Raw genomic sequence first — 21,177 nt, 5'->3', positions numbered from 1 at the left:
CCGCACGCCACCCTCCCCTCCCCGTCACTGTTCGTCCCGAGTTGTTCTCCTGCTTCCGCAGCCCCGAAGGTGAACATGGAAAGCCAGCCCACCGACGATGTCGTCGGCCAGATCAGGGACATACCCCTGTACCGGGAATCGATCGAGCAGGGTCATTTCCCGATTCTGGAGAAACCGGATACGGCCCGCGGATTCCCGGACAACTGGATGACTCCCCGGCTGGCCGCCGCACTGGAGACCGGGGAAGCGGAATTCGTCCTCTCGACGGGGACGAACCACGCCCGTATGCAGATCATCCGGCCGCCGTACTTCCTGCTGAAGAGCTACTACCGGCTGTGGAGCGAGCACCCCGACATCGCGGAGACCTGGCACGCGGGATGCCGCCGGGTGTCCCTGACGACCGTGCTCGCCACCGAACACGTGGCCCGCGTCAACGCCAAGAAGCGCGGCACCACCCCCGACGCGGTGCCGGCGCTGGAGGACCGCAGGCTGGACGACCGCACGGTCTACCTCAACCTCGGCCTCGACCCCGGTCTGTGGGAACGCGCCGACGTCGAGCGCATGACCGAGGAGATCCGGAGCGAGCAGCGGGCCCATCCCCAGGGCTGGTACCACCTCGACTGCTCCGGCTACCACCTCGCCCAACTGGTGCGCAAAGCGGCCGAGTGGGGCCTTTGGGACTCCTTCCCGCTGCCCGCCAGCGTCATCACGGCGTACGAGTACACCCCGCTGAACGTCCGCCGGTTCCTGGAGGAACGCCTCGGGCGCCCGGTCATCGACCTCTTCGGCAGCACCGAACTCGGGTATCTGTACTACAGCGACCGAAACGGCCGCTATCACCCTTATCTCGACCGGATGAGCCTGGAACTCCTCCCCGTCACCCCGGGAAGTTCCCTCTTCAGTCTGATCGTCACGAGCGTGCGTAATCCGTATATGCCGCTCATCCGCTACCGGTCCGGTGACTGTGTGCGCACGCTCGACGGCACACCGGACCCGTCGAAGGTCGCCCGCTTCTGCGGCCGGGAGAAGGAACTCCTGCACACCCCGGCCGGCGCCGTTTCCCAGGGCGACCTCGATGAATGCGTGGCCGCCGCCTCGCCCCGTGTCTTCCTGTACCAATTGCGGACCGCGGGTCCTCAGGAAATCCGGCTGCTCTGCACGACCTTCGACGATGTCCCGCTCGAACCGGCCGAGAATTCCGCTCTCACCAAACTCGTCGGCGACCTCACCGGGCTGCGCTGCGTCACCGAACACCGGACCCATATCCCGGTAGGCGCCTCCGGAAAACACGCCTGGCTCGTGAAGGAAACTCCCACACCCCGGTATGGAGAACGATGAAGACGCAGCAGCTCACGACGGAAGAGGATCTCAGGAATCTGCTCGGTGAACAGATGTACGCGGAAGTCGTCGCGTATGTGCGGAACGGCACCGGCGTCAGCGGCCCCGAGGCCGAACGCCAGGTCATCGAATGCCTGCGGTACCTGTACCTCGTCTCCCGCCACCGCGACCAGCTCGCCGGGCTCTTCCTCCCCGTCGAGCAGCACATCGACGAGATCTGGCACTACCTGATCCTCCAGACCCGCGAGTACCGGGCCCTGTGCGAGGAGCGCCTGCCGGGCAAGGTCCTCATCGAGCACCGCAGCATCGGGTACGAGGAGTACCAGCAGGAACCCGGACGCGAGCGGACCATCGAGGAGGCGCTGCGCTGGATCCCGCTGTACTGCCAGGAGTTCGGCCCCTTCGAGGAGGACGCCGTACCCCACTGGACGATCGTGCGGTTCCTGCACGAGCGGATGGACCTCTCCCTGGAGGACATCGCGGCGCTGCGCTCGGCACGCGCCGCGTAACCGACCCCGTCCGGGGCGCACACCGCCCTCCCCGCGCACCACGAGGAGCGAGCGCATGGTGTCCCGTACCGCACCACCCGACACGAAGGGCCACGAGGAACACCCCGCGCAGCGGCGGGTCCTCCGGGTTCTCGTCGTCACCCAGATCCTGAGCGGCGCGGCCCTCGCGGCCGGAATCACCGTCGGCGCCCTGCTCGCCGAGGAGATGCTCGGTTCCACCGGCCTCGCCGGGGTGCCGAGCGCGCTGTTCACCATAGGCGCGGCAGTGGGGGCCGCGGGGATCGGCCGGGCCTGTCAGCGCTGGGGCAGACGGCCCGGCCTCACCCTCGGCTACGGGGGAGGGGCCTTCGGCAGCCTTCTCGTGGTCGCCGCCACCATGTACGACAGCGTCCCGCTGCTGTTCCTCGGGCTGCTCGTGTACGGCGCCGGGACCGCGTCCGTGATGCTCGCCCGCTATGCCGGGGCCGACCTCGCCAGTCCCGGACGACGGGGCCGCGCGGTGAGCACCGTCCTGTTCGCGACCGCCGCCGGAGCGGTCGCCGGACCCGGACTCGTCGGGGTCATGGGCGACCTCGCCCACTCCTGGGACATCCCCCGGCTCGCCGGTCCGTTCCTGCTGGCCTTCGCCGCGTTCGCGTCTGCCTCCCTGTTCGTGGGCACGTTCCTGCGCCCCGACCCGCTGCTTCTGGCCCGTGACATGCCCGGCCCCGCGAAACCGGACACGGCCCCCGGCGACGACGGTCCCGCTCCCGCGGCCGGTGGCCTCAAGGGGGTGCCGAGGGAGGATCTGCGGCGGATGGCGGCCGGTGCCGCCGTGATGGTGCTCAGCCAGGTGGTCATGATCGCGATCATGACCATGACGCCCATCCATATGACCGACCACGGCCATGGCACCGGCACCGCCGGAATCGTCATCGGACTGCACATGGCCGCCATGTACCTCTCCTCGCCGCTCTCCGGACACCTTGTCGACCGCGTCGGCCGCACCCCGACCGCCGGACTCGGCGCGGCCGTCCTCACCGTCGCCGCCCTCACCGCCTACTTCGCGCCGCCCGCTTCCGGCACCGCCCTGGCCCTGGCCCTCGTCCTGCTCGGCATCGGCTGGAACCTCGGGTTCGTCAGCGGGACGACGATGGTCGCCGACGCCGCGCCCCCCGACCGCCGCGCCGCCTACCAGGGGCTCATGGACGTCGGTGTACTGATCGCCGGAGCGGGCGGCAGCCTCGCCTCCGGGGTGCTCGTCGCGTCCGGCGGCTTCCGCCTGCTCACGGGTATCGGCGCGGCGCTCGCCCTCGTCTCCGCCGTCGCCCTCGCCGCCCGCCACGCCCGGCCGCGCACCGCCGCCCCGGCGACCGAGGACCGCACCGTCTGACACGATCACCGCCCCGGACCGCCGGAACCCGTGCGCCCGGGGAACCCGCATGCCCGGGGAACCCATGAGCCCGGGGAGCCCGGAAGTACCCGGAAGAGCCCCGCCCGGTCCCAGATGCCCCGCCCCCGGCACCCGCCCCCGCACCACGACCTCGATGTCGGATTCTCGCCAGCCGGACGGCCCCGCGTCCCCGATGCTGGAGTCATGCGAAGCGCGATGCACTCCGACACCGAGCGGTGCGTGAGAGCCGTCCAGTCCAAGGACGGCCGATTCGACGGATGGTTCTACACCGCGGTGCTCACCACCCGGATCTACTGCCGTCCGAGCTGCCCGGTGGTGCCGCCCAAGCCGCGGAACATGGTCTTCTACCCCAGCGCCGCGGCCTGCCAGCAGGCCGGGTTCCGGGCCTGCAAACGCTGCCGCCCCGACACCAGCCCCGGTTCCCCCGAATGGAACCAGCGCGCCGACCTCGTGGCACGGGCCATGCGGCTCATCGCGGACGGACTCGTGGACCGCGCCGGGGTACCCGGACTCGCCGACCACCTCGGGTACAGCACCCGCCAGGTCGAACGGCAGCTCCTCGCCGAGCTCGGCGCCGGACCGCTCGCCCTCGCCCGCGCCCAGCGGGCCCAGACCGCGCGGCTCCTGATCGAGACGACCGCGCTGCCGATGGCGGAGATCGCCTTCGCCGCGGGCTTCGCGTCGATCCGCACCTTCAACGACACCGTCCGCGAGGTGTTCGCGCTGTCCCCGAGCGAACTGCGGACCAAGGCGGCGTCCCGGGGCCCGCACCCCGGACGGACCGCACCGGCCGCCCCCGGCACCCTCTGTCTGCGGCTGCCGTTCCGCGCCCCGCTCACCCCCGACAACCTCTTCGGCCATCTGGTCGCCACGGCGGTGCCCGGCGTCGAGGAGTGGCACGACGGCGCGTACCGCCGCACCCTGCGGCTGCCCTACGGGCACGGCATCGTCGCCCTCACCCCCGAGCCCGACCACATCGGCTGCCGGCTGACCCTCACCGATCTGCGCGATCTCACCGTCGCGATCAGCCGCTGCCGCCGCATGCTGGACCTGGACGCCGACCCCGTCGCGGTCGACGAACAGCTGCGCGGTGATCCGCTGCTCGCCCCGCTGGTGGACAAGGCCCCCGGCCGCCGGGTGCCGCGGACCGTCGACGAGGCCGAGTTCGCCGTACGGGCCGTGCTCGGACAGCAGGTGTCGACCGCCGCCGCCCGCACCCACGCGGCCCGGCTGGCCGCCGCCCACGGCGAATCCGTCGAGGACCCCGAAGGCGGCCTCACCCGGCTGTTCCCCAGCCCGCAGGCCCTCGCCTCACTGGACCCCGGGAGCCTGGCGATGCCCCGTAGCCGCCGCACCACCCTCACCACCCTCGTGGCGCGGCTCGCGGACGGCTCCCTGCGGCTCGGCGCCGAGTCCGACTGGAACGAGGCACGGGCCCGGCTCCGCGCCCTGCCCGGCTTCGGGCCATGGACCGTGGAGGTCGTCGCCATGCGGGCGCTGGGCGACCCGGACGCCTTCCTGCCCACCGACCTCGGGGTGCGCCGCGCCGCCCAGGGCCTCGGACTGCCGTCCACCCCCGCCGCCCTCACCGCCCGCGCCGCGGCCTGGCGCCCCTGGCGCGCGTACGCCGTCCAGTACCTCTGGGCGACCGACGACCACCCGATCAACATACTCCCGGGGTAGATTCCCCGGCCGTGCGTCCGACCGTCCCGCCCCACCCGGAGCGCCACCATGAAGCAGCACACCCTCATCGACAGCCCGTACGGCCCGCTCACCCTCGTCGCCACCGACGGCACCCTCTGCGGCGTCTATATGACCGACCAGCGCCACCGGCCGCCCGAGGAGTCGTTCGGGGACCGCGACCCCGGCCCCTTCACCGAGACGGCACGCCAGCTCGACGCGTACTTCGCGGGGGAGCTCACCGACTTCGACCTGCCGTTCTCCCTCGACGGCACCCCCTTCCAGCGGTCCGTCTGGGCGCAGCTCCTGCGCATCCCGTTCGGTGAGACCCGGACGTACGGCGAGCTGGCCGAGGCGCTCGGCAATCCCGCCGCGTCCCGTGCGGTGGGGCTCGCCAACGGCAAGAACCCGATCAGTGTGATCGTGCCGTGCCACCGGGTGATCGGAGCGAACGGCAACCTCACCGGATACGGCGGCGGACTGCCCCGCAAGCAGCGGCTGCTCGACTTCGAACGGGGCAGCGCCCTGTTCTAGGCCGCCGCGCCACGGCCCAGGGGGCGCGGCGGGTGGCTCACTCGTCCCGCTCGGGGTTGTCCTGGCCGCGGGACCGGGCGATCCGGCGCAGCCGCTGGTGCCGTCCGGGGCCCGTCTCGGAGATCACCTCACCGACCATCGCCCGTACCGCGTCCCGGACGCCGTGCAGCGCCTGGCCCCGCGCGGGACCCGCGCCGGGGTCGGACCGTAGTTCCTTCAGCAGCGCCCAGCACAGCAGCAGCATGACCACGACGAACGGCAGCGCGACGAGGATCGTCGCCGTCTGGAGCGACTGGAGCCCTCCGGCGACCAGCAGCACCGCCGCGACCGCCGCCATCAGCACACCCCAGACGACCACCAGCCAGGTCCGGGGGTTCAGGGCGCCCCTGCTGGTCAGGGACCCCATCACCAGCGACGCGGAGTCCGCGCTGGTGATGAAGTAGGTCATCACCAGCAGCATGGCCACCCAGGAGGTGACCGTGCCGAGCGGCAGCGCGTCCAGCATCGCGAACAGCGAGGCCTCCTCGCCCTCCTTGAGCTTCGCCGCCATGTCGACCTTGCCGGTCGAGTCCAGCCGGATGCCGGCGCCGCCCATCACACAGAACCAGACGGCGGTGGCCCCGCTCGGTACGAGCAGCACCCCGATCAGGAACTCGCGGATGCTCCGGCCCCGGGAGATCCGTGCGATGAACGTTCCCACGAACGGGGCCCAGGACAGCCACCACGCCCAGTAGAAGATCGTCCAGGCCCCCAGCCAGGCGCTGTCCGTGAAGGCGCCGGTCCGGGACGCCATGGTGACAAGCTGGCTGACATAGCCGCCGACGCTCGCCGGGATCGCGTCCAGGATGTACACGGTCGGCCCGAGCACGAACACGAACAGCATCAGACAGGCCGCGAGCACGATGTTCATCGTGCTCAGCCATTTCACGCCCTTGTGCAGCCCGGTGAACGCGGAGACCACGAAAGCCCCGGACAGCACCACCACGATGAGCAGTTGCACCGTCGTCGAGTCGTCCACCCCCGCGGTGAGGTTGAGGCCCTTCGCGACCTGGAGGGTGCCCACGCCGAGGCTCGTCGCGGTGCCGAACACGGTCGCGAACACCGCCAGCAGATCGATCAGCCGACCGGGCCAGCCGTTCGCCCGGCGTTCCCCGAGCAGCGGGACGAACACCGAACTGAGACGGTTGCCGCGGCCCTTGCGGAAGCCCGCGTAGGCGAGCGCGAGGCCGGCGATCCCGTAGATCGCCCACGGGGTCAGGGTCCAGTGGAAGAACGAGTACTCCAGCGCGGTTCCGGCCGCCGCGGGGGTGCGCGGCTCGACGCCGCTGGCGGGGGGCGGGGCCAGATAGTGGGTGAGGGGTTCACCGACGCCGTAGAACATCAGGCCGATGCCCATGCCCGCGCTGAACATCATCGCGATCCACGCGAGGTTGGTGAACTCGGGTTCGCTGTCGTCCTTGCCGAGCTTGACCCGGCCGTAGCGGGAGAAGGCGAGCAGGACGCACAGGACGAGGAAGGCGTCCGCCGCGATCACGAACAGCCAGGCGAAGTTGTCCAGCACCCAGGCCAGGGCGCTGCTGGACGCGCTGTCGAAGGACTTCTTGCCGATGGCCGCCCAGGCGACGACGGCGAGGACGACCGTGACGCCGACACCCACGACCACCGCGTCGGGGGAGGTGTCCCGTCCGGTGGGTCCCTGGGGTTCCTCCGGCCCCTCGGGGCCTGACTCCTCAATCGATTCTGCGCTCATCGGGGTCACTATGGTGGGGATCGTGCCGTCTTGTACGCATGGCACGCCGTCACCGTCGTTCACGCCGAGGTTCTCCCCGGTACCCGTACCCGTACACGTCCCGGCGCGGGCCGCCCGTGGCTGCGCAGTTCCCCGCGCCCCCTTGGGGGCGCCTTCCGCCGGTTCTTCGGGTCGGGACCGGTCGGGATTCTCCGTCCTCGATCCGACAGTCCGGCGAGTGCGCGAGGAGGGTGGTTCCGCAGACGACGGGCAACCCCAGGAGGCTGAAGCGCCCCAAAGGGGCGCGGGGAACTGCGCAAAAGACGAGGCCGGACCCGCAGCCGAACAGGAACCGTAAGGGGCGCGAGGAACTGCGCGAGCAACCACAGGCAACCCGCACCCGAACAGGAACCGCAAGGAGCGCGACCAAAGGGGCGCGGGGAACTGCGCACCCACGAACGACCCGCACAGGAACAAGTGCGCCCAGGTATGGAACCCAAGGCCCGCAGGCAACCGCACGACCCGGCCGAAGCATTCCGCACGGCGAGGCGCAGGCACAGGCTCACCGCCGGGGCCGGGGCCGGGGCCGGGTCCGGGCCGAGGGCCGGACATGACCGTGGGCCCCGGCCGACCCGCGGCTGGGACCCACGTCGAGCTGTACCGCCACCCGCCCGGTCAGGGCATATGCGCGGCGCGCGCTTCCCGCCGGTTGTCGCGGAAGTTGTTCACCCGGCGGGCCGTCGCGAAGAGGGGGATCACCGCGCCCAGCACCACCTGGAGCGCACAACCGGTCTGGAGGAGCAGCTGCCCCCCGGGCGCGTCGAACGCCCAGGCCGCCAGCAGCCCCATGCTGAGGACGATCCACGACAGCATGGCCACCGCGAGCCGTCCCTGCGGCTTGGGGTACTCGACCCGGCTCACCATCAGCCACGCGGTCCCCACGATCGCGAGCAGCGTCGCGAAGAAGGGCAGCCCGAGCAGCACGATGGAGACGACGGTGAGCGCCCCGAAGGGGCTCGGCATGCCCTGGAAGACCCCGTCCCGGAGGGTCACGCACGAGAACCGGGCCAGCCGTAGCACCACCGCCAGCAGCACCACGATCGCCCCCACCGCCGCGACCTGCTCGTTCGCGTCATGGGCGACCATGCCGTAGACGAGCACGAAGTACGCGGGCGCGAGGCCGAAGCTGATGAGGTCGGAGAGGTTGTCGAGCTCCGCCCCCATCGGCGACGACCGCAGCTTGCGGGCGACGAGGCCGTCGAAGAGGTCGAAGACGGCCGCGCAGAGCATGAGGATCACGGCCGTGGCGGCGGAGTGCCGGGCCATCCCGGACTCGTCGCTGCCCATGAGGTGCGGGATGAGGATGCCCGTGGTGGTGAAGTACACCGCCATGAATCCGCATGTGGCGTTACCCAGCGTGAGGGTGTCCGCTATCGACAACCTCAGGGACAGCGGCATTTCCTCCGCGTCGTCGTCCGCACCGTCGGCGCCCTCTGCTTCGGGCGCCCAACCGGTCTGCGGTGAGGTTTCGGGCTCAATCACGGTCAATGCGAGTCACCCCAGCTGTGGTCTTCTGTCCGACCTCGACGGCGACGTCCACGCCTTCCGGGAGGTAGATGTCGACACGCGAGCCGAAGCGGATCAGTCCGATCCGGTCGCCCTGCTCGACCTTCGTGCCCTGCGGCACGTAAGGGACGATACGGCGGGCGACCGCTCCGGCGATCTGCACCATCTCGATGTCGCCCAGCTCCGTGTCGAAGTGCCAGACGACGCGCTCGTTGTTCTCGCTCTCCTTGTTGAACGCCGGAACGAACCCGCCGGGGATGTGCTCGACGGAGGTCACCGTGCCGGCCAGCGGGGCGCGGTTGACGTGGACGTTCAGCGGGCTCATGAAGATCGCGACCCGGGTCCGTCCGTCCTGCCACGGCATGATGCTCTGCACCACACCGTCGGCGGGGGAGATGACCCGGCCCTGCGCGATCTCACGCTCGGGGTCGCGGAAGAACCACAGCATGCCCGCCGCGAGCGCGGTGGCGGGTACGGCGACGACCGCCGCCTTCGAGGAACGGCGCGACCGGGCCAGGCTGAGGGCGGCGGTGGCGACGGTCGGCAGGAGCCACGGCGACGCTCCGCGGGCGAGGCGGACCCGGCCGCGAGGTGCAGAGGTTTGGCTGTCGGGCATGGATGACCTTCGTAGCGGATGATGCCGCGCTTGACGGGGGACGGCGGCTGTCCGGCGATCGTATCGGTTACCGGCCGCAACTGGGCAAGCCAGGAAGCCGAGTCGAGGTCGGAACAGGGTGGACAGGGTGTGACGTTCTTCTCGAAGAAACCACCCTTATCGGGGCAACCGACCCGGAGGTCAGCCCTGAAGCCGATACTCTTCGAGCAGTCTGCGCCCGATGATCATCTTCTGGATCTCCGCGGTTCCTTCGCCGATCAGCAGCATCGGCGCCTCGCGGTAGAGGCGCTCGATCTCGTACTCCTTGGAGAAGCCGTAGCCGCCGTGAATCCGGAAGGCGTCCTCCACGACCTCTTTGCAGTACTCGGAGGCGAGGTACTTCGCCATCCCTGCCTCAAGGTCGTTTCGTTCCCCGGAGTCCTTTTTGCGCGCTGCGTTCACCATCATCGCATGGGCGGCCTCGACCTTGGTAGCCATCTCGGCCAGCTTGAACTGGATGGCCTGGTGCTGGGCGATCTGCTTTCCGAAGGTGTGCCGTTGCTGTGCGTAAGAAACGCCCAGCTCGAACGCACGGTGCGCGACCCCGCAACCACGCGCGGCGACATTCACCCGCCCGACCTCCACCCCGTCCATCATCTGGTAGAAACCGCGACCGGTGGCGCCCCCCAGTACGCGATTGGCTGGAATGCGTAGGCCATCCATGATGAGCTCGGTGGTGTCGACGCCCTTGTATCCCATTTTGTCGATCTTTCCCGGGATGGTGAGACCTGGCCGCACCTGGCCGAAGCCGGGTTCCTTCTCGATCAGGAACGTCGTCATCGACTTGTGCGGAGCGGTTCCCTCCGGGTGTCCTTCGTCACTTCGCACGAGCACGGCGACCAGGCTCGACGTCCCGCCGTTGGTGAGCCACATCTTCTGACCGGTCAGCACGTACTCGTCGCCGTCCCGCACCGCCTTCGACGTGATCGCCGAGACATCGGAGCCGAGCGCGGGCTCCGACATCGAGAACGCGCCACGCACCTCACCGGCCGCCATCCGGGGCAGGAAGTACTCCTTCTGCTCCGCCGTGCCGTGCTGCTTCAACATGTACGCGACGATGAAGTGCGTGTTGACGATGCCCGAGACGGACATCCAGCCCCGGGCGATCTCCTCCACGCACAGCGCGTACGTCAGCAGCGACTCGCCCAGCCCCCCGTACTCCTCGGGGATCATCAGCCCGAACAGGCCCAACTCCCGGAGCCCGTCCACGATCGCCTGCGGGTACTCGTCACGGTGCTCCAGCTCCGTGGCGACCGGGATGATCTCCTTGTCGACGAAGTCACGGACGGTGGACAGGATCTCCCGCTGCACCTCGCTGAGGCCGTGGGTCTGCGCGAGTCGGCTCATGGCGTCACTTCTCCTGCGGCTTCTTGGGCGTGTCGAGCGGAACGGGGCGGCCCGGCTGCTCGCCCCCGCGCTCCCTGACATAGCTCTCGGTCGGCACCATCACCTTGCGCCGGAACACACACACCAGCGTCCCGTCCTGCTTGTGGCCCCGGGTCTCGACCTGCACGACACCCCGGTCGCTCTTCGAGCGCGACGGGGTCTTGCCGAGCACGGTCGACTCGCCGTAGATCGTGTCCCCGTGGAACGTCGGCGCCACATGCCGCAGCGACTCGACCTCCAGATTCGCGATCGCCTTGCCCGACACATCCGGCACGGACATGCCCAGCAGCAGCGAGTACACGTAGTTCCCGACGACGACGTTCCTCCCGAAGTCGGACGCCTCCCGCGCGTAGTTGCTGTCCAGATGCAGCGGATGGTGGTTCATGGTGAGCAGACAGAACAGATGGTCGTCGTACTCGGTGACCGTCTTGCCGGGCCAGTGCTTGTACACGGCGCCGATCTCGAACTCCTCGTAGGTGCGGCCGAACTGCATCGCGCTCACACCTCCGGGGCTTCGAAGACGCTGGTGCGCCGCAGCCCCGCGGCCCGGCCCTTGCCCGCCACGACCAGGGCCATCTTCCGGGACGCCTCGTCGATCATCTCGTCACCCAGCATCGCCGAGCCCTTCCGCCCGCCCGCCTCCGACGTGTACCAGGCGTACGCGTCCAGGATCAGCTCGGCGTGGTCGTAGTCCTCCTGCGCGGGTGAGAACACCTCGTTGGCCGCGTCGACCTGACCGGGGTGCAGCACCCACTTGCCGTCGAAACCGAGCGCGGCGGCCCGGCCGGCCACCTCACGGAAGCCGTCGACATTCCTGATCTGGAGGTACGGGCCGTCGATCGCCTGGAGCCCATGGGTACGGGCGGCCATCAGGATGCGCATCAGGATGTAGTGGTACGCGTCTGCCGGATACCCGGGCGGCTGCTCACCGACGACCAACGTCCGCATGTTGATGGACGCCATGAAGTCCGCCGGGCCGAAGATGATGGTCTCGGTGCGCGGCGAGGCGGCGGCGATCGCGTCGACGTTCACCAGGCCCTTGGCGTTCTCGATCTGCGCCTCGATACCGATCCGCCCGACCTCGAAGCCCATCGTCTTCTCGATCTGCGTCAGCAGCAGGTCCAGCGCCACGATCTGCTGGGCGTCCTGCACCTTCGGCAGCATCACGCAGTCCAGGTTCTGCCCGGCGCCCTCGACCACGGTCACGACATCGCGGTACGTCCACTCGGTCGTCCAGTCGTTGACCCGCACCACCCGGGTCTTGCCGGTCCAGTCGCCCTCGTTGAGGAACTTGACGATGGTGTGCCGGGCCTCCGGCTTCGCCAGCGGCGCGCAGGCGTCCTCCAGGTCCAGGAACACCTGGTCGGCGGGAAGACCCTGGGCCTTCTCCAGGAAACGCGGATTGGAACCCGGCACCGCGAGGCAGGAGCGGCGCGGACGCAGTCGGTTGACGGGGGCGGTCATGCGGGGACCTCCAGAGGGTCGAGCTTGTTCGCTTTGCGGATCTCGTCGACGATACGGCCGATGATCTCCGTGATACCGAAGTCCTTCGGGGTGAACACGGCGGCCACTCCGGCCCGCCGCAGTTCCCCGGCGTCGCCGCCCGGGATGATCCCGCCGACGATCACCGGTACATCCGCGGCACCGGCCGCGCGCATCCGTTCCAGCACGTCCGGGACGAGAGCGGTGTGCGACCCCGACAGGATCGACAGCCCCACACAGTGCACGTCCTCCGCCAGCGCCGCGGCCACGATCTGCTCCGGGGTCAGCCGGATGCCCTGGTAGACCACCTCGAACCCGGCGTCCCGCGCCCGGACGGCGATCTGCTCGGCGCCGTTGGAGTGCCCGTCCAGACCTGGCTTGCCGACCAGCAGCCGCAGCCTGCCCGAACCCAGCTCCGCGGCGGTCCGCTCCACCTTCTCCCGGACCAGGGCCATCGGGGTGCCCGCCTCGGCGGTCACGGCCACCGGGGCCGACGACACCCCGGTGGGGGCCCGGAACTCACCGAACACCTCCCGCAGCGCCCCGGCCCACTCACCGGTCGTCACCCCGGCCCGGGCGCACTCCAGGGTCGCCTCCATCAGATTGGCGGTGCCCGCCGCCGCCTCCTTCAGCCGCTCCAGCGCCTTGCACGGACGCGGATGGTTGAACGGCGGCTGATAGCGGGTGTCCCGCCAGGCGCCGAGCGCCGAGACGACCCGGGCCTCCACCGCAGGGTCCACCGACTGGATCGCCGCGCCCAGATCGGCGGTCAGCGGGTTCGGCTCGGTGGTCTCGAAGATGTTGACGCCGATGATCTTCTCGTCACCGGACTCGATCCGGGCCCGCCGCTCGGCGTGCGACGCCACCAGCCGCGACTTCAGGTACCCCGACTCGACGGCGGCCATCGCCCCGCCCATCTCCTCGATCCGCGCCATCTCCGCGAGCGAGTCGGTGACCAGCGCGGCCACCTTCTCCTCCACCACGTGCGACCCGGCGAAGATGTCCTCGTACTCCAGCAGATCCGACTCGTGCGCCAGCACCTGCTGGATACGCAGACTCCACTGCTGGTCCCAGGGCCGGGGCAGCCCCAGCGCCTCGTTCCACGCGGGAAGCTGCACGGCCCGCGCGCGGGCGTCCTTCGACAGCGTCACCGCCAGCATCTCCAGCACGATCCGCTGGACGTTGTTCTCGGGCTGCGCCTCGGTCAGCCCCAGCGAGTTGACCTGCACCCCGTAGCGGAACCGGCGCTGCTTGGCGTCCCCGACCCCGTACCGCTCCCGGGTCACCCGGTCCCAGATACGCCCGAACGCGCGCATCTTGCACATCTCCTCGATGAACCGGACACCCGCGTTCACGAAGAACGAGATCCGCGCGACGACATCGCCGAACCTCTCCTCCGGCACCTGACCGCTCGCGCGCACCGCGTCGAGCACCGCGATCGCCGTGCTCATCGCGTACGCGACCTCCTGGACGGGTGTCGCGCCCGCCTCCTGGAGGTGGTACGAGCAGATGTTGATCGGGTTCCACCGGGGCAGCTGATGGACGGTGTACGCGATCATGTCGGTCGTCAGCCGCAGCGACGGGCCCGGCGGGAAGACATGGGTGCCGCGGGACAGGTACTCCTTGACGATGTCGTTCTGGGTGGTGCCCTGGAGCCGGGTGACATCGGCGCCCTGCTCCTCGGCGACCACCTGGTACAGCGCCAGCAGCCACATCGCGGTGGCGTTGATCGTCATCGAGGTGTTCATCCGCTCCAGCGGGATGTCCTGGAACAGCCGCCGCATGTCGCCGAGGTGGGACACCGGCACACCCACCCGGCCGACCTCACCGCGCGCCAGCACATGGTCGGGGTCGTAGCCGGTCTGGGTCGGCAGGTCGAACGCGACGGACAGGCCCGTCTGGCCCTTGGCGAGGTTGCGGCGGTACAGCTCGTTGGACGCCTCGGCGGTGGAGTGCCCCGCGTAGGTCCGCATGAGCCACGGCCGGTCCTTGTGTCGTTCGGTCATGGTGGAGTTCCGCCCCTCAGGTTCCGTCAGACGTTCCGGAAGCGGTTGATGGCGTCGAGGTGCTCGGCGCGCATCCGTTCGTCCCGCACCCCGAGTCCCTCGGCGGGCGCCAGCGCGAGGACGCCGACCTTGCCCTGGTGGCGGTTGCGGTGCACGTCGTACGCGGCCTGCCCGGTCTCCTCCAGGGAGTACACCCGCGACAGCGTCGGATGGATCTTTCCCTTCGCGACCAGCCGGTTGGCCTCCCACGCCTCGCGGTAGTTGGCGAAGTGCGAGCCGATGATCCGCTTGAGCGACATCCACAGATAGCGGTTGTCGTACTCGTGCCGGTATCCGGACGTGGACGCGCAGGTCACGATCGTGCCGCCCTTGCGGGTCACGTACACGGACGCGCCGAACGTCTCCCGGCCCGGGTGCTCGAAGACGATGTCCACGTCCTCGCCGCCGGTCAGCTCCCGGATGCGTCCGCCGAACCGCTTCCACTCACGCGGGTCCTGCTCGTGCTCGTCCCGCCAGAAGCGGTAGTCCTCTGCGGCGCGGTCGATGATCGCCTCGGCGCCCATCGCCCGGCACAGATCCGCCTTCTCCGGGCTGCTGACGACACAGATCGGGTTGGCGCCCCCGGCGAGCGCGAACTGTGTCGCGTACGAGCCGAGTCCGCCGCTCGCGCCCCAGATCAGGACGTTGTCGCCCTGCTTCATCCCGGCGCCGTTGCCCGACACGAGCTGCCGGTACGCGGTGGAATTGACGAGCCCGGGGGCCGCCGCCTCCTCCCAGCTCAGATGGTCGGGCTTCGGCATCAGCTGGTTGGACTTGACGAGCGCGATCTCGGCGAGGCCGCCGAAGTTGGTCTCGAAGCCCCAGATGCGCTGCTCGGGGTCCAGCATGGTGTCGTTGTGCCCGTCGGAGCTCTCCAGCTCGACCGACAGACAGTGCGCGACGACCTCGTCCCCGGGCCGCCAGGCGTTGACCCCGGGTCCGGTGCGCAGCACCACGCCCGCGAGATCCGAGCCGATGACGTGGTAGGGCAGGTCATGGCGCCGGCTGAGGTCGCTGAGCCGTCCGTAGCGCTCCAGGAATCCGAAGGTGGAGAGCGGTTCGAAGATCGAGGTCCACACCGAGTTGTAGTTCACCGAGGAGGCCATGACGGCCACCAGGGCCTCACCCGGCCCGAGCTCGGGCACGGGGACCTCGTCCAGATGGAGCGACCTGCGGGGGTCCTTCTCGCTGGTGGTGAGGCCCGCGAACATCTCCGTCTCGTCCTTGTGGACGGTGATCGCGCGGTACGACTCCGGGATGCGCAGGGCCGCGAAGTCGGCGGCCGTACTGTCCTGCGACTGGATCGCGTCCAGGATTTCCTTCACGGTGTTGCCTCCGGCGAAGCGGTGCCCCCTCGAAGGGGGACAGAAGGGATCGCGTGGGGCCCCTGTGACAGGGGTGCAGCGTATGGATGGTCTGCCGTCGGTCCGGCGGAGGTGCGGGGCGCTGGTGGCGCGGAGGTTGCCTGTGACGCAGGCGTCCGGGCGCGTGGGCGGGTGCTCACGGGGACAGCCGGCCTTACGAAGGTGCTCCGCACGCCGGCCGCCCGGACCATTTCAACGTAATGGCACGCCGTGCCAAGTCGCAAGACACTGCGTGCCAAGACTTTCTCTCATTTGGGTTACGCGTCCCACAAATGAGCGATGATCGATCGTTCGGGCCTCTGACGTGGCCGTTCGGGCGTTTCGGGGGGTGCGTGAAGGGCTCCGCGAGGGGGCGCGCAAGGCGAGAGGCGCCCCCTCGGGGACGCCTCGTCGCTGCCTTCACTGTCTTTTGAGTACTCCGGGGCTGTTCCCGGAACCGCTTCACGGGTGGCGGCGGACGGTGGCCCGCCGCGTGGGACCCGGACCGGTCAGCGACCGCGCAGCGCGGACTCGATCGTCCGCATGACCTCGTCCAGGGGCGCGTCCGTCCGGGCGACGGCCACCAGGACCTCGCCCCGCGCGGACTGCGCCGACGAGACCTCCACGGGCCGTCCCGCCCCGATCCCCGTCCCGAACGTCCTGCGGACGATCGCGAAGGCGCGGTCGAGCTGGGTCTCCACGTCCCCTTCGCCGCCGGCCCGCAGCCAGCGCCGCAGCACATGGTTGTGCGCCGTGACCACGGCGGACGCCGCGACCTCCGCGAGCAGCGGGTCGTCGTTGCCGTCGTGGTGGGCCTGCTCGTCGAAGTGGGCGAGCAGATAGCGGGTGAAGAGCCGCTCGTACCGGGCGACCGAGGCGATCTCCCGCTCCCGCAGGGTCGGTACCTCACGGGTGAGCCGGTAGCGCTCCACGGACACGGCGGGGGACGCCGCGTACATCTTCATGACCTCTTTGATGCCCCGGCACACCGTGTCGAGCGGATGCTCGTGCGGCGGGGCGGCGTTGAGGACGGCCTCGGCGCGGATCAGGGTGTCGTCGTGGTCCGGGAAGATCGCCTCTTCCTTGGACCGGAAGTGCCGGAAGAACGTCCGCCGCGCGACCCCGGCCGTCGCGGCGATCTCGTCGACCGTGGTCGCCTCGTACCCCTTGGTCGCGAAGAGCTCCATCGCGGCCGTCGCCAGCTCCCGGCGCATCTTCAGCCGCTGGGCGGCGGCCCGGGTCCCGGCCGCGCTCTCGGGCACTTCGGACACTGCGGTACGGGGCGGACGGCGGCCTGGATCCGCGGACTGGGACATGCCACGAACGTACTCCATCGGACCGGGGGAACGCGCACGTCCCCGCCCCGCGGGACGATCCGCCGGGCTCCTCCCCGGGGGCGCGGCGACGGGTACCGGGCCGGGCGGCCCGCCCCGGCCCGTGGCCGCGCCCGGCGGGTCAGCGGCGGGCATGTTCGCGGAAGCCGCGGCCCGTCTTGCGGCCGAGGCATCCGGCGGCGACCAGATGCTCCAGCAGCGGCGCGGGCGCGAGCCCGGGGTCACGGAACTCGCGGTGCAGCACCTTCTCGATGGCCAGTGACACATCCAGCCCGACCACGTCGAGGAGTTCGAAGGGGCCCATCGGGTAGCCGCCGCCGAGCCGCATCGCGGCGTCGATGTCGTCGAGCGTCGCGTAGTGCTCCTGGACCATCTTGACGGCGTTGTTGAGGTACGGGAACAGCAGCGCGTTCACGATGAACCCGGCGCGGTCGCCGCAGTCGACGGGGTGCTTGCGGATCGTCGCGCAGACCTCGCGGACCGTCGCGTGGACCTCGTCGGAGGTGAGCACGGTCCGCACGACCTCGACCAGTTTCATCGCGGGCGCCGGGTTGAAGAAGTGCATCCCCACCACGTCCTGCGGGCGGGAGGTGGCACGGGCGCAGGCGACGACGGGCAGCGACGAGGTGGTGGTGGCGAGGACCGCGCCCGGCTTGCACACCTCGTCCAGCGCGGCGAACAACCGCCGCTTGACCTCCAGGTCCTCGGCGACGGCCTCGATCGCCAGATCGACCCCGGCGAACGCGTCGTACGTCCCGGCGGGCGTGATCCGGTCCAGCGCCCCGGCGGCGGCCCCGGCGCTCATCCGGCCCCGGTCCACCGACCGGGCCAGCGACTTGCCGATCCGCGCCTTCGCGAGGTCGGCCTTCTCCTGGCCCCGGGCCGCGAGCACCACCTGGTACCCGGCCTTCGCGAAGACCTCCGCGATCCCCGAGGCCATCGTCCCGGACCCGGCGACCCCCACCGAACGCACCTCGCGCCCGGGGACGGCGGACGCCCCGCCCCGGCCGGGGGTGAGCGCGTCGGGCACCACCGTGGCGCTGTCCGGCTCCTCGTACGTGTAGAAACCGCGGCCCGCCTTGCGGCCGGTCAGTCCCGCCGCGGCGAGATGCCCCAGGATCGGCGCGGGGGCGTGCAGCCGGTCGTGGGAGGCCGCGTACATCGCGTCGAGCACGGTGCGGGCGGTGTCGATCCCGATCATGTCGAGCAGGGCGAGCGGCCCCATCGGCAGTCCGCACCCCAGCCGCATCGCCGCGTCGATGTCCTCACGGCTCGCGTACTTCGCCTCGTACATCGCCGCGGCCTGGTTGAGATAGCCGAACAGCAGCCCGTCCGCGACGAACCCGGGCCGGTCGCCCACGGCGACGGGCTCCTTGCCGAGTTCGACGGCGAGGTCCGTGACGGCGGCGACCGCCTCCGGTGACGTGAGCACCGAGGACACCACCTCGACCAGTCTCATCGCGGGCGCCGGGTTGAAGAAGTGCAGCCCGAGGACGCGTTCGGGGCGGGCGGACTCGGCGGCCAGCCGGGTCACGGACAACGCGTTGGTGCCGGTCGCGAGGATGGTGTCGGGGCGCACGATCGCGTCGAGCTCCTGTATCACCCGCTGCTTGGCCGCATAGGACTCGGGGACCACCTCGATCACGAGATCCGCGTCGGCCACCGCCCGCAGATCGGTGGTGGCGCGGAACCGGGCCAGCGCCCCGGCGCGTTCGGCCTCGGTGAGCCGCCCGCGGCGCACCGCGTGGGCGGTGGCCGCCTCCAGGGCGCTGACGGCGCGCGCGGCGGCCGGTTCGGTGAGGTCCACACCGATGACCTCACGGCCGGCGCGGGTCAGCACCTCGGCGATACCGGTGCCCATCGTGCCGAGGCCGATCACGGCGACGGTACGCAGAGGCTTGGGCGACGGTGCGGAGGGGGAGAGGGACGGCGGGGACAGGGGAGCGGCCATCGCGGGACTCCAAGGGTACGAGTGACGGCTGACGGGCGCGGGGTCGCCGTACCTGGTACGGGCGCGGTGCGCGCGGGAGTTGCTGGGGTGGCCGGGCCGCCGCGCTCGGCGGCCCGCGCGGGCCGCGTGCAGCGGACCCGGTGGGGAAGCGACGCGCCCTGTCCCGAGCCGCGTCGTACGAAGATGCCCCGGTACCCGGTGTCGCCACCGGACCGAACTGCGCTCCCTGCGGCTGCGTCACCAGGCCGTCGGGAGGAGTACCGCGGGAGGTTGTCCCGCTCGCCCGAGCTTAACCGGCCAGTAACAACCGCGCCAGCCCCCCGCCCCACAGGTCGCCTTCGCTTGCGCCTCCGGGTGCTGCCTTCCGCTGCCGCTCCTCGACTGCGGCCCGGTTCACGCCCTCGCGCAGTTCCCCGCGCCCCTGGGCCTGCGGTCCTGCCCGTACGTGTTCCGGTGCGCGTTGCCCGTGGGTGCGCAGTTCCCCGCGCCCCTTCAGGGCACCCCCTGTTGCCTCCGGCAGCAGAGCGGCTGCGGGAGGCGAGAGCCCAAAGGAGCGCGAGAAACCGCGCACCCCGTGAGTACCCGCACAGGAACAGGTACGTCCAGGAATGGAACCCCAGGGGCGCGAGGAACCGCGCACCCACGTCCGTACCCGCACGGGAACAGGTACGTCCAGGAATGGAACCCCAGGGGCGCGAGGAACTGCGCACCCACGGGCAACCTGCACAGGAACAGGTACGCCCAGGAATGGAACCCCAGGGGCGCGGGGAACCGCGCACCCCGTGAATACCCGCATAGGAACAGGTACGCCCAGAGGTGTGCCCCAAAGGGGCGCGGGGAACTGCGCACCCACGTCCGTACCCGCACGGGAACAGGTACGCCCAGGAATGGAACCCCAGGGGCGCGAGGAACCGCGCACCCCGTGAGTGCCCGCGCAGGAACAGGTACGCCCAGGAGTGTGCCCCAAAGGGGCGCGGGGAACTGCGCACCCACGGGCAACCCGCACGGGAACAAGTGCGCCCAGAGGTGGAACCCCAGGAGCGCGAGGAACCGCGCACCCACGGGCGGCCCGCCGGATCGCGGAGAGGCGGGGGGACCCGGACAGCCAAAGGCCCAGCGCCGGCGTCTACGCTCTGACGCATGGACGAACAGTTGCGCACCGTGACGGACCGCTTACGGAAGGAGTCCGGCGCGTCCGACGAGTTCCAGCGGATCGCGGACACCCGGGACCCGGAGGCGCTCGCCGACGTACTGACCGCCGCGGGCCACCCGCTCTGGGCCCGTGAACTGGCCGCCTTCCGGCTCGGCACCGCGGGGGACCGCCGCGCCTTCGAGGCCCTGGTGCTGCTCCTCAACCACCGTGACCCGGCCCGCGGCGCCGCCGCCGCGACCGCGCTGGCCCGGCTCGCCGACCCCCGCACGGCCCGCGCCGCCGCCGCGCTCGCCACCAACGAGCTGCGCGCCGCGTACGCGCTCCACCCCGTACGCCTGCTGGTCGAGTTGCGCGCCCCCGAGTCCGTGCCCGCGCTGATCACCGCGCTGGAACGCCGTCTGACCACCCACGATCCGTATCACCGGCTCGCCCTGGCCTGCGTGGAGGGGCTGGGCGAGCTGGGCGACCCCCGGGCCCGCCCGGTGCTGCGGGCGGCCGGTGCCCACCCGGGGCTGGCGGAAGCGGCAGGGCGCGCGCTCTCCCGGCTGGCGTAGCGGCCGGGTCGCGCGGGACGGGGGACGGGCCGTCAGCACCCGTCAGCGGCCGTCCTCCGGAACGATCGCGTACGCCTCGATCTCCATCAGGAACTCCGGACCCACCAGCGCGCCGACCTGGACGGCCGAACTCGCGGGCAGCCGGGCCGGGTCGAGGAAGTCGCCGCGTACCTCCCGTACGGCGGCCAGATTCCTGATGTCCGTGACGAAGTACGTCAGCTTGACCACGTCGTCGAAGCCCGCGCCCGCAGCCGCGAGACAGCGGCCGAGGTTGGTGAAGACTTGCCGGGCCTGGGCCGCCGGGTCACCGGCGCCGACGAGCTTCCCGTCCTCGTCCAGGGCGAGCTGCCCGGAGATCGCGACGAAGCGGCCGGTGCCGAGGACCACATGGGTGTAGGCGGTGGCGGGGAAGACCCCGTCGGGCGCGGGAACATGGGTGAGATGGCTGCTCATGGCACCCATCCTCGCCCACGGCTCCGCCTTCGCCCAGGGCACCTTCCCCACCCCTCACGGCCTCACCGGTGG

Annotated in this window: 17 protein-coding genes; 6 read left to right on the top strand and 11 right to left on the bottom strand. The window is 70.8% G+C overall.

The genetic code is table 11. The features are described from left to right. Nucleotides 1-75: 75 nt before the first annotated feature. The 5 genes from OG711_RS07330 (at nucleotide 76) to OG711_RS07310 (ending at nucleotide 5,454) form a co-directional block, all read left to right on the top strand. Complete coding sequence (locus tag OG711_RS07330) at nucleotides 76-1,338, top strand: phenylacetate--CoA ligase family protein (RefSeq protein ID WP_073790216.1); 1,263 nt, start codon at nucleotides 76-78, stop codon at nucleotides 1,336-1,338. Beyond that, on the top strand, nucleotides 1,335-1,847 hold the full coding sequence (locus OG711_RS07325; RefSeq protein ID WP_073790219.1) for a glycine-rich domain-containing protein: 513 nt from the start codon (nucleotides 1,335-1,337) through the stop codon (nucleotides 1,845-1,847). The genes OG711_RS07330 and OG711_RS07325 overlap by 4 nt, the downstream gene beginning before the upstream one ends. Before the next feature lie 55 nt (nucleotides 1,848-1,902). Then, nucleotides 1,903-3,219 (top strand): MFS transporter, encoded by a 1,317-nt coding sequence (locus OG711_RS07320; protein WP_329558794.1) that lies wholly within the window; start codon nucleotides 1,903-1,905, stop codon nucleotides 3,217-3,219. Nucleotides 3,220-3,435: 216 nt separating this feature from the next. Next, nucleotides 3,436-4,923, top strand: a complete 1,488-nt coding sequence (locus OG711_RS07315) for a DNA-3-methyladenine glycosylase 2 family protein (RefSeq protein ID WP_073790223.1) — start codon at nucleotides 3,436-3,438, stop codon at nucleotides 4,921-4,923. 48 nt (nucleotides 4,924-4,971) lie between these two features. Continuing rightward, a complete protein-coding gene (locus tag OG711_RS07310) occupies nucleotides 4,972-5,454 on the top strand; it encodes a methylated-DNA--[protein]-cysteine S-methyltransferase (RefSeq protein ID WP_073790225.1) in 483 nt (160 codons plus the stop codon). A 37-nt stretch (nucleotides 5,455-5,491) separates the two neighbouring features. On the opposite strand, the gene OG711_RS07305 is transcribed toward OG711_RS07310, so the two are convergent. The 10 genes from OG711_RS07305 to OG711_RS07260 all read right to left on the bottom strand — a co-directional run bounded on the left by OG711_RS07305 (nucleotide 5,492) and on the right by OG711_RS07260 (nucleotide 18,945). Beyond that, complete coding sequence (locus OG711_RS07305) at nucleotides 5,492-7,204, bottom strand: BCCT family transporter (protein WP_266506538.1); 1,713 nt, start codon at nucleotides 7,202-7,204, stop codon at nucleotides 5,492-5,494. 654 nt (nucleotides 7,205-7,858) lie between these two features. After that, nucleotides 7,859-8,641: a CDP-diacylglycerol--serine O-phosphatidyltransferase gene (gene pssA, locus OG711_RS07300; protein WP_073790229.1), complete on the bottom strand. Its 783-nt coding sequence runs from the start codon at nucleotides 8,639-8,641 to the stop codon at nucleotides 7,859-7,861. Nucleotides 8,642-8,717: 76 nt separating this feature from the next. Continuing rightward, nucleotides 8,718-9,365, bottom strand: coding sequence for a phosphatidylserine decarboxylase (locus OG711_RS07295; RefSeq protein ID WP_266506537.1), 648 nt, complete (start codon nucleotides 9,363-9,365; stop codon nucleotides 8,718-8,720). A gap of 180 nt (nucleotides 9,366-9,545) precedes the next feature. Beyond that, a complete protein-coding gene (locus OG711_RS07290) occupies nucleotides 9,546-10,751 on the bottom strand; it encodes an acyl-CoA dehydrogenase family protein (RefSeq protein WP_073790234.1) in 1,206 nt (401 codons plus the stop codon). A gap of 4 nt (nucleotides 10,752-10,755) precedes the next feature. After that, on the bottom strand, nucleotides 10,756-11,283 hold the full coding sequence (locus OG711_RS07285) for a MaoC family dehydratase (protein WP_329563671.1): 528 nt from the start codon (nucleotides 11,281-11,283) through the stop codon (nucleotides 10,756-10,758). 5 nt (nucleotides 11,284-11,288) lie between these two features. Further along, entirely contained in the window at nucleotides 11,289-12,254 is a 966-nt protein-coding gene (locus tag OG711_RS07280; protein ID WP_073790239.1) for an HpcH/HpaI aldolase/citrate lyase family protein, read from the bottom strand. Beyond that, a complete protein-coding gene (locus tag OG711_RS07275; RefSeq protein ID WP_329558793.1) occupies nucleotides 12,251-14,278 on the bottom strand; it encodes a protein meaA in 2,028 nt (675 codons plus the stop codon). The genes OG711_RS07280 and OG711_RS07275 overlap by 4 nt, the downstream gene beginning before the upstream one ends. 26 nt (nucleotides 14,279-14,304) lie before the next feature. Then, nucleotides 14,305-15,642: a crotonyl-CoA carboxylase/reductase gene (gene ccrA / locus OG711_RS07270; RefSeq protein WP_073790244.1), complete on the bottom strand. Its 1,338-nt coding sequence runs from the start codon at nucleotides 15,640-15,642 to the stop codon at nucleotides 14,305-14,307. 527 nt (nucleotides 15,643-16,169) lie between these two features. Next, nucleotides 16,170-16,976 carry a TetR family transcriptional regulator gene (locus OG711_RS07265; protein WP_073790246.1) on the bottom strand — a complete coding sequence of 269 codons (807 nt, stop codon included), beginning with the start codon at nucleotides 16,974-16,976 and terminating at the stop codon, nucleotides 16,170-16,172. Between the two features lie 139 nt (nucleotides 16,977-17,115). Continuing rightward, a complete protein-coding gene (locus OG711_RS07260) occupies nucleotides 17,116-18,945 on the bottom strand; it encodes a 3-hydroxyacyl-CoA dehydrogenase family protein (RefSeq protein WP_329558792.1) in 1,830 nt (609 codons plus the stop codon). Nucleotides 18,946-20,085: 1,140 nt separating this feature from the next. Between OG711_RS07260 and OG711_RS07255 the strand changes: the two genes are divergently transcribed. Further along, nucleotides 20,086-20,652 (top strand): HEAT repeat domain-containing protein, encoded by a 567-nt coding sequence (locus tag OG711_RS07255; RefSeq protein WP_329558791.1) that lies wholly within the window; start codon nucleotides 20,086-20,088, stop codon nucleotides 20,650-20,652. 42 nt (nucleotides 20,653-20,694) lie between these two features. Here OG711_RS07255 and OG711_RS07250 read toward each other — a convergent pair whose 3' ends face one another. Further along, nucleotides 20,695-21,105, bottom strand: a complete 411-nt coding sequence (locus OG711_RS07250) for a RidA family protein (RefSeq protein ID WP_073790252.1) — start codon at nucleotides 21,103-21,105, stop codon at nucleotides 20,695-20,697. Between the last annotated feature and the right edge of the window lie 72 nt (nucleotides 21,106-21,177).

The sequence above is a fragment of the Streptomyces uncialis genome (genome assembly GCF_036250755.1).
Classification (GTDB): domain Bacteria; phylum Actinomycetota; class Actinomycetes; order Streptomycetales; family Streptomycetaceae; genus Streptomyces; species Streptomyces uncialis.
The sequence above is the reverse complement of the archived record's forward strand: the minus strand, read 5'-3'. Positions and strand labels throughout refer to the sequence as shown.

Coding starts and splice junctions, on each gene's coding strand:
- OG711_RS07255 (WP_329558791.1), top strand. CDS start 20,086: ATGGACGAACAGTTGCGCACCGTGACGGACCGCTTACGGAAGGAGTCC.
- OG711_RS07305 (WP_266506538.1), bottom strand. CDS start 7,204: ATGAGCGCAGAATCGATTGAGGAGTCAGGCCCCGAGGGGCCGGAGGAA.
- OG711_RS07275 (WP_329558793.1), bottom strand. CDS start 14,278: ATGACCGAACGACACAAGGACCGGCCGTGGCTCATGCGGACCTACGCG.
- pssA (WP_073790229.1), bottom strand. CDS start 8,641: ATGCCGCTGTCCCTGAGGTTGTCGATAGCGGACACCCTCACGCTGGGT.
- OG711_RS07295 (WP_266506537.1), bottom strand. CDS start 9,365: ATGCCCGACAGCCAAACCTCTGCACCTCGCGGCCGGGTCCGCCTCGCC.
- OG711_RS07330 (WP_073790216.1), top strand. CDS start 76: ATGGAAAGCCAGCCCACCGACGATGTCGTCGGCCAGATCAGGGACATA.
- OG711_RS07310 (WP_073790225.1), top strand. CDS start 4,972: ATGAAGCAGCACACCCTCATCGACAGCCCGTACGGCCCGCTCACCCTC.
- OG711_RS07265 (WP_073790246.1), bottom strand. CDS start 16,976: ATGTCCCAGTCCGCGGATCCAGGCCGCCGTCCGCCCCGTACCGCAGTG.
- OG711_RS07290 (WP_073790234.1), bottom strand. CDS start 10,751: ATGAGCCGACTCGCGCAGACCCACGGCCTCAGCGAGGTGCAGCGGGAG.
- OG711_RS07285 (WP_329563671.1), bottom strand. CDS start 11,283: ATGCAGTTCGGCCGCACCTACGAGGAGTTCGAGATCGGCGCCGTGTAC.
- OG711_RS07320 (WP_329558794.1), top strand. CDS start 1,903: ATGGTGTCCCGTACCGCACCACCCGACACGAAGGGCCACGAGGAACAC.
- OG711_RS07250 (WP_073790252.1), bottom strand. CDS start 21,105: ATGAGCAGCCATCTCACCCATGTTCCCGCGCCCGACGGGGTCTTCCCC.
- OG711_RS07260 (WP_329558792.1), bottom strand. CDS start 18,945: ATGGCCGCTCCCCTGTCCCCGCCGTCCCTCTCCCCCTCCGCACCGTCG.
- OG711_RS07315 (WP_073790223.1), top strand. CDS start 3,436: ATGCACTCCGACACCGAGCGGTGCGTGAGAGCCGTCCAGTCCAAGGAC.
- OG711_RS07280 (WP_073790239.1), bottom strand. CDS start 12,254: ATGACCGCCCCCGTCAACCGACTGCGTCCGCGCCGCTCCTGCCTCGCG.
- OG711_RS07325 (WP_073790219.1), top strand. CDS start 1,335: ATGAAGACGCAGCAGCTCACGACGGAAGAGGATCTCAGGAATCTGCTC.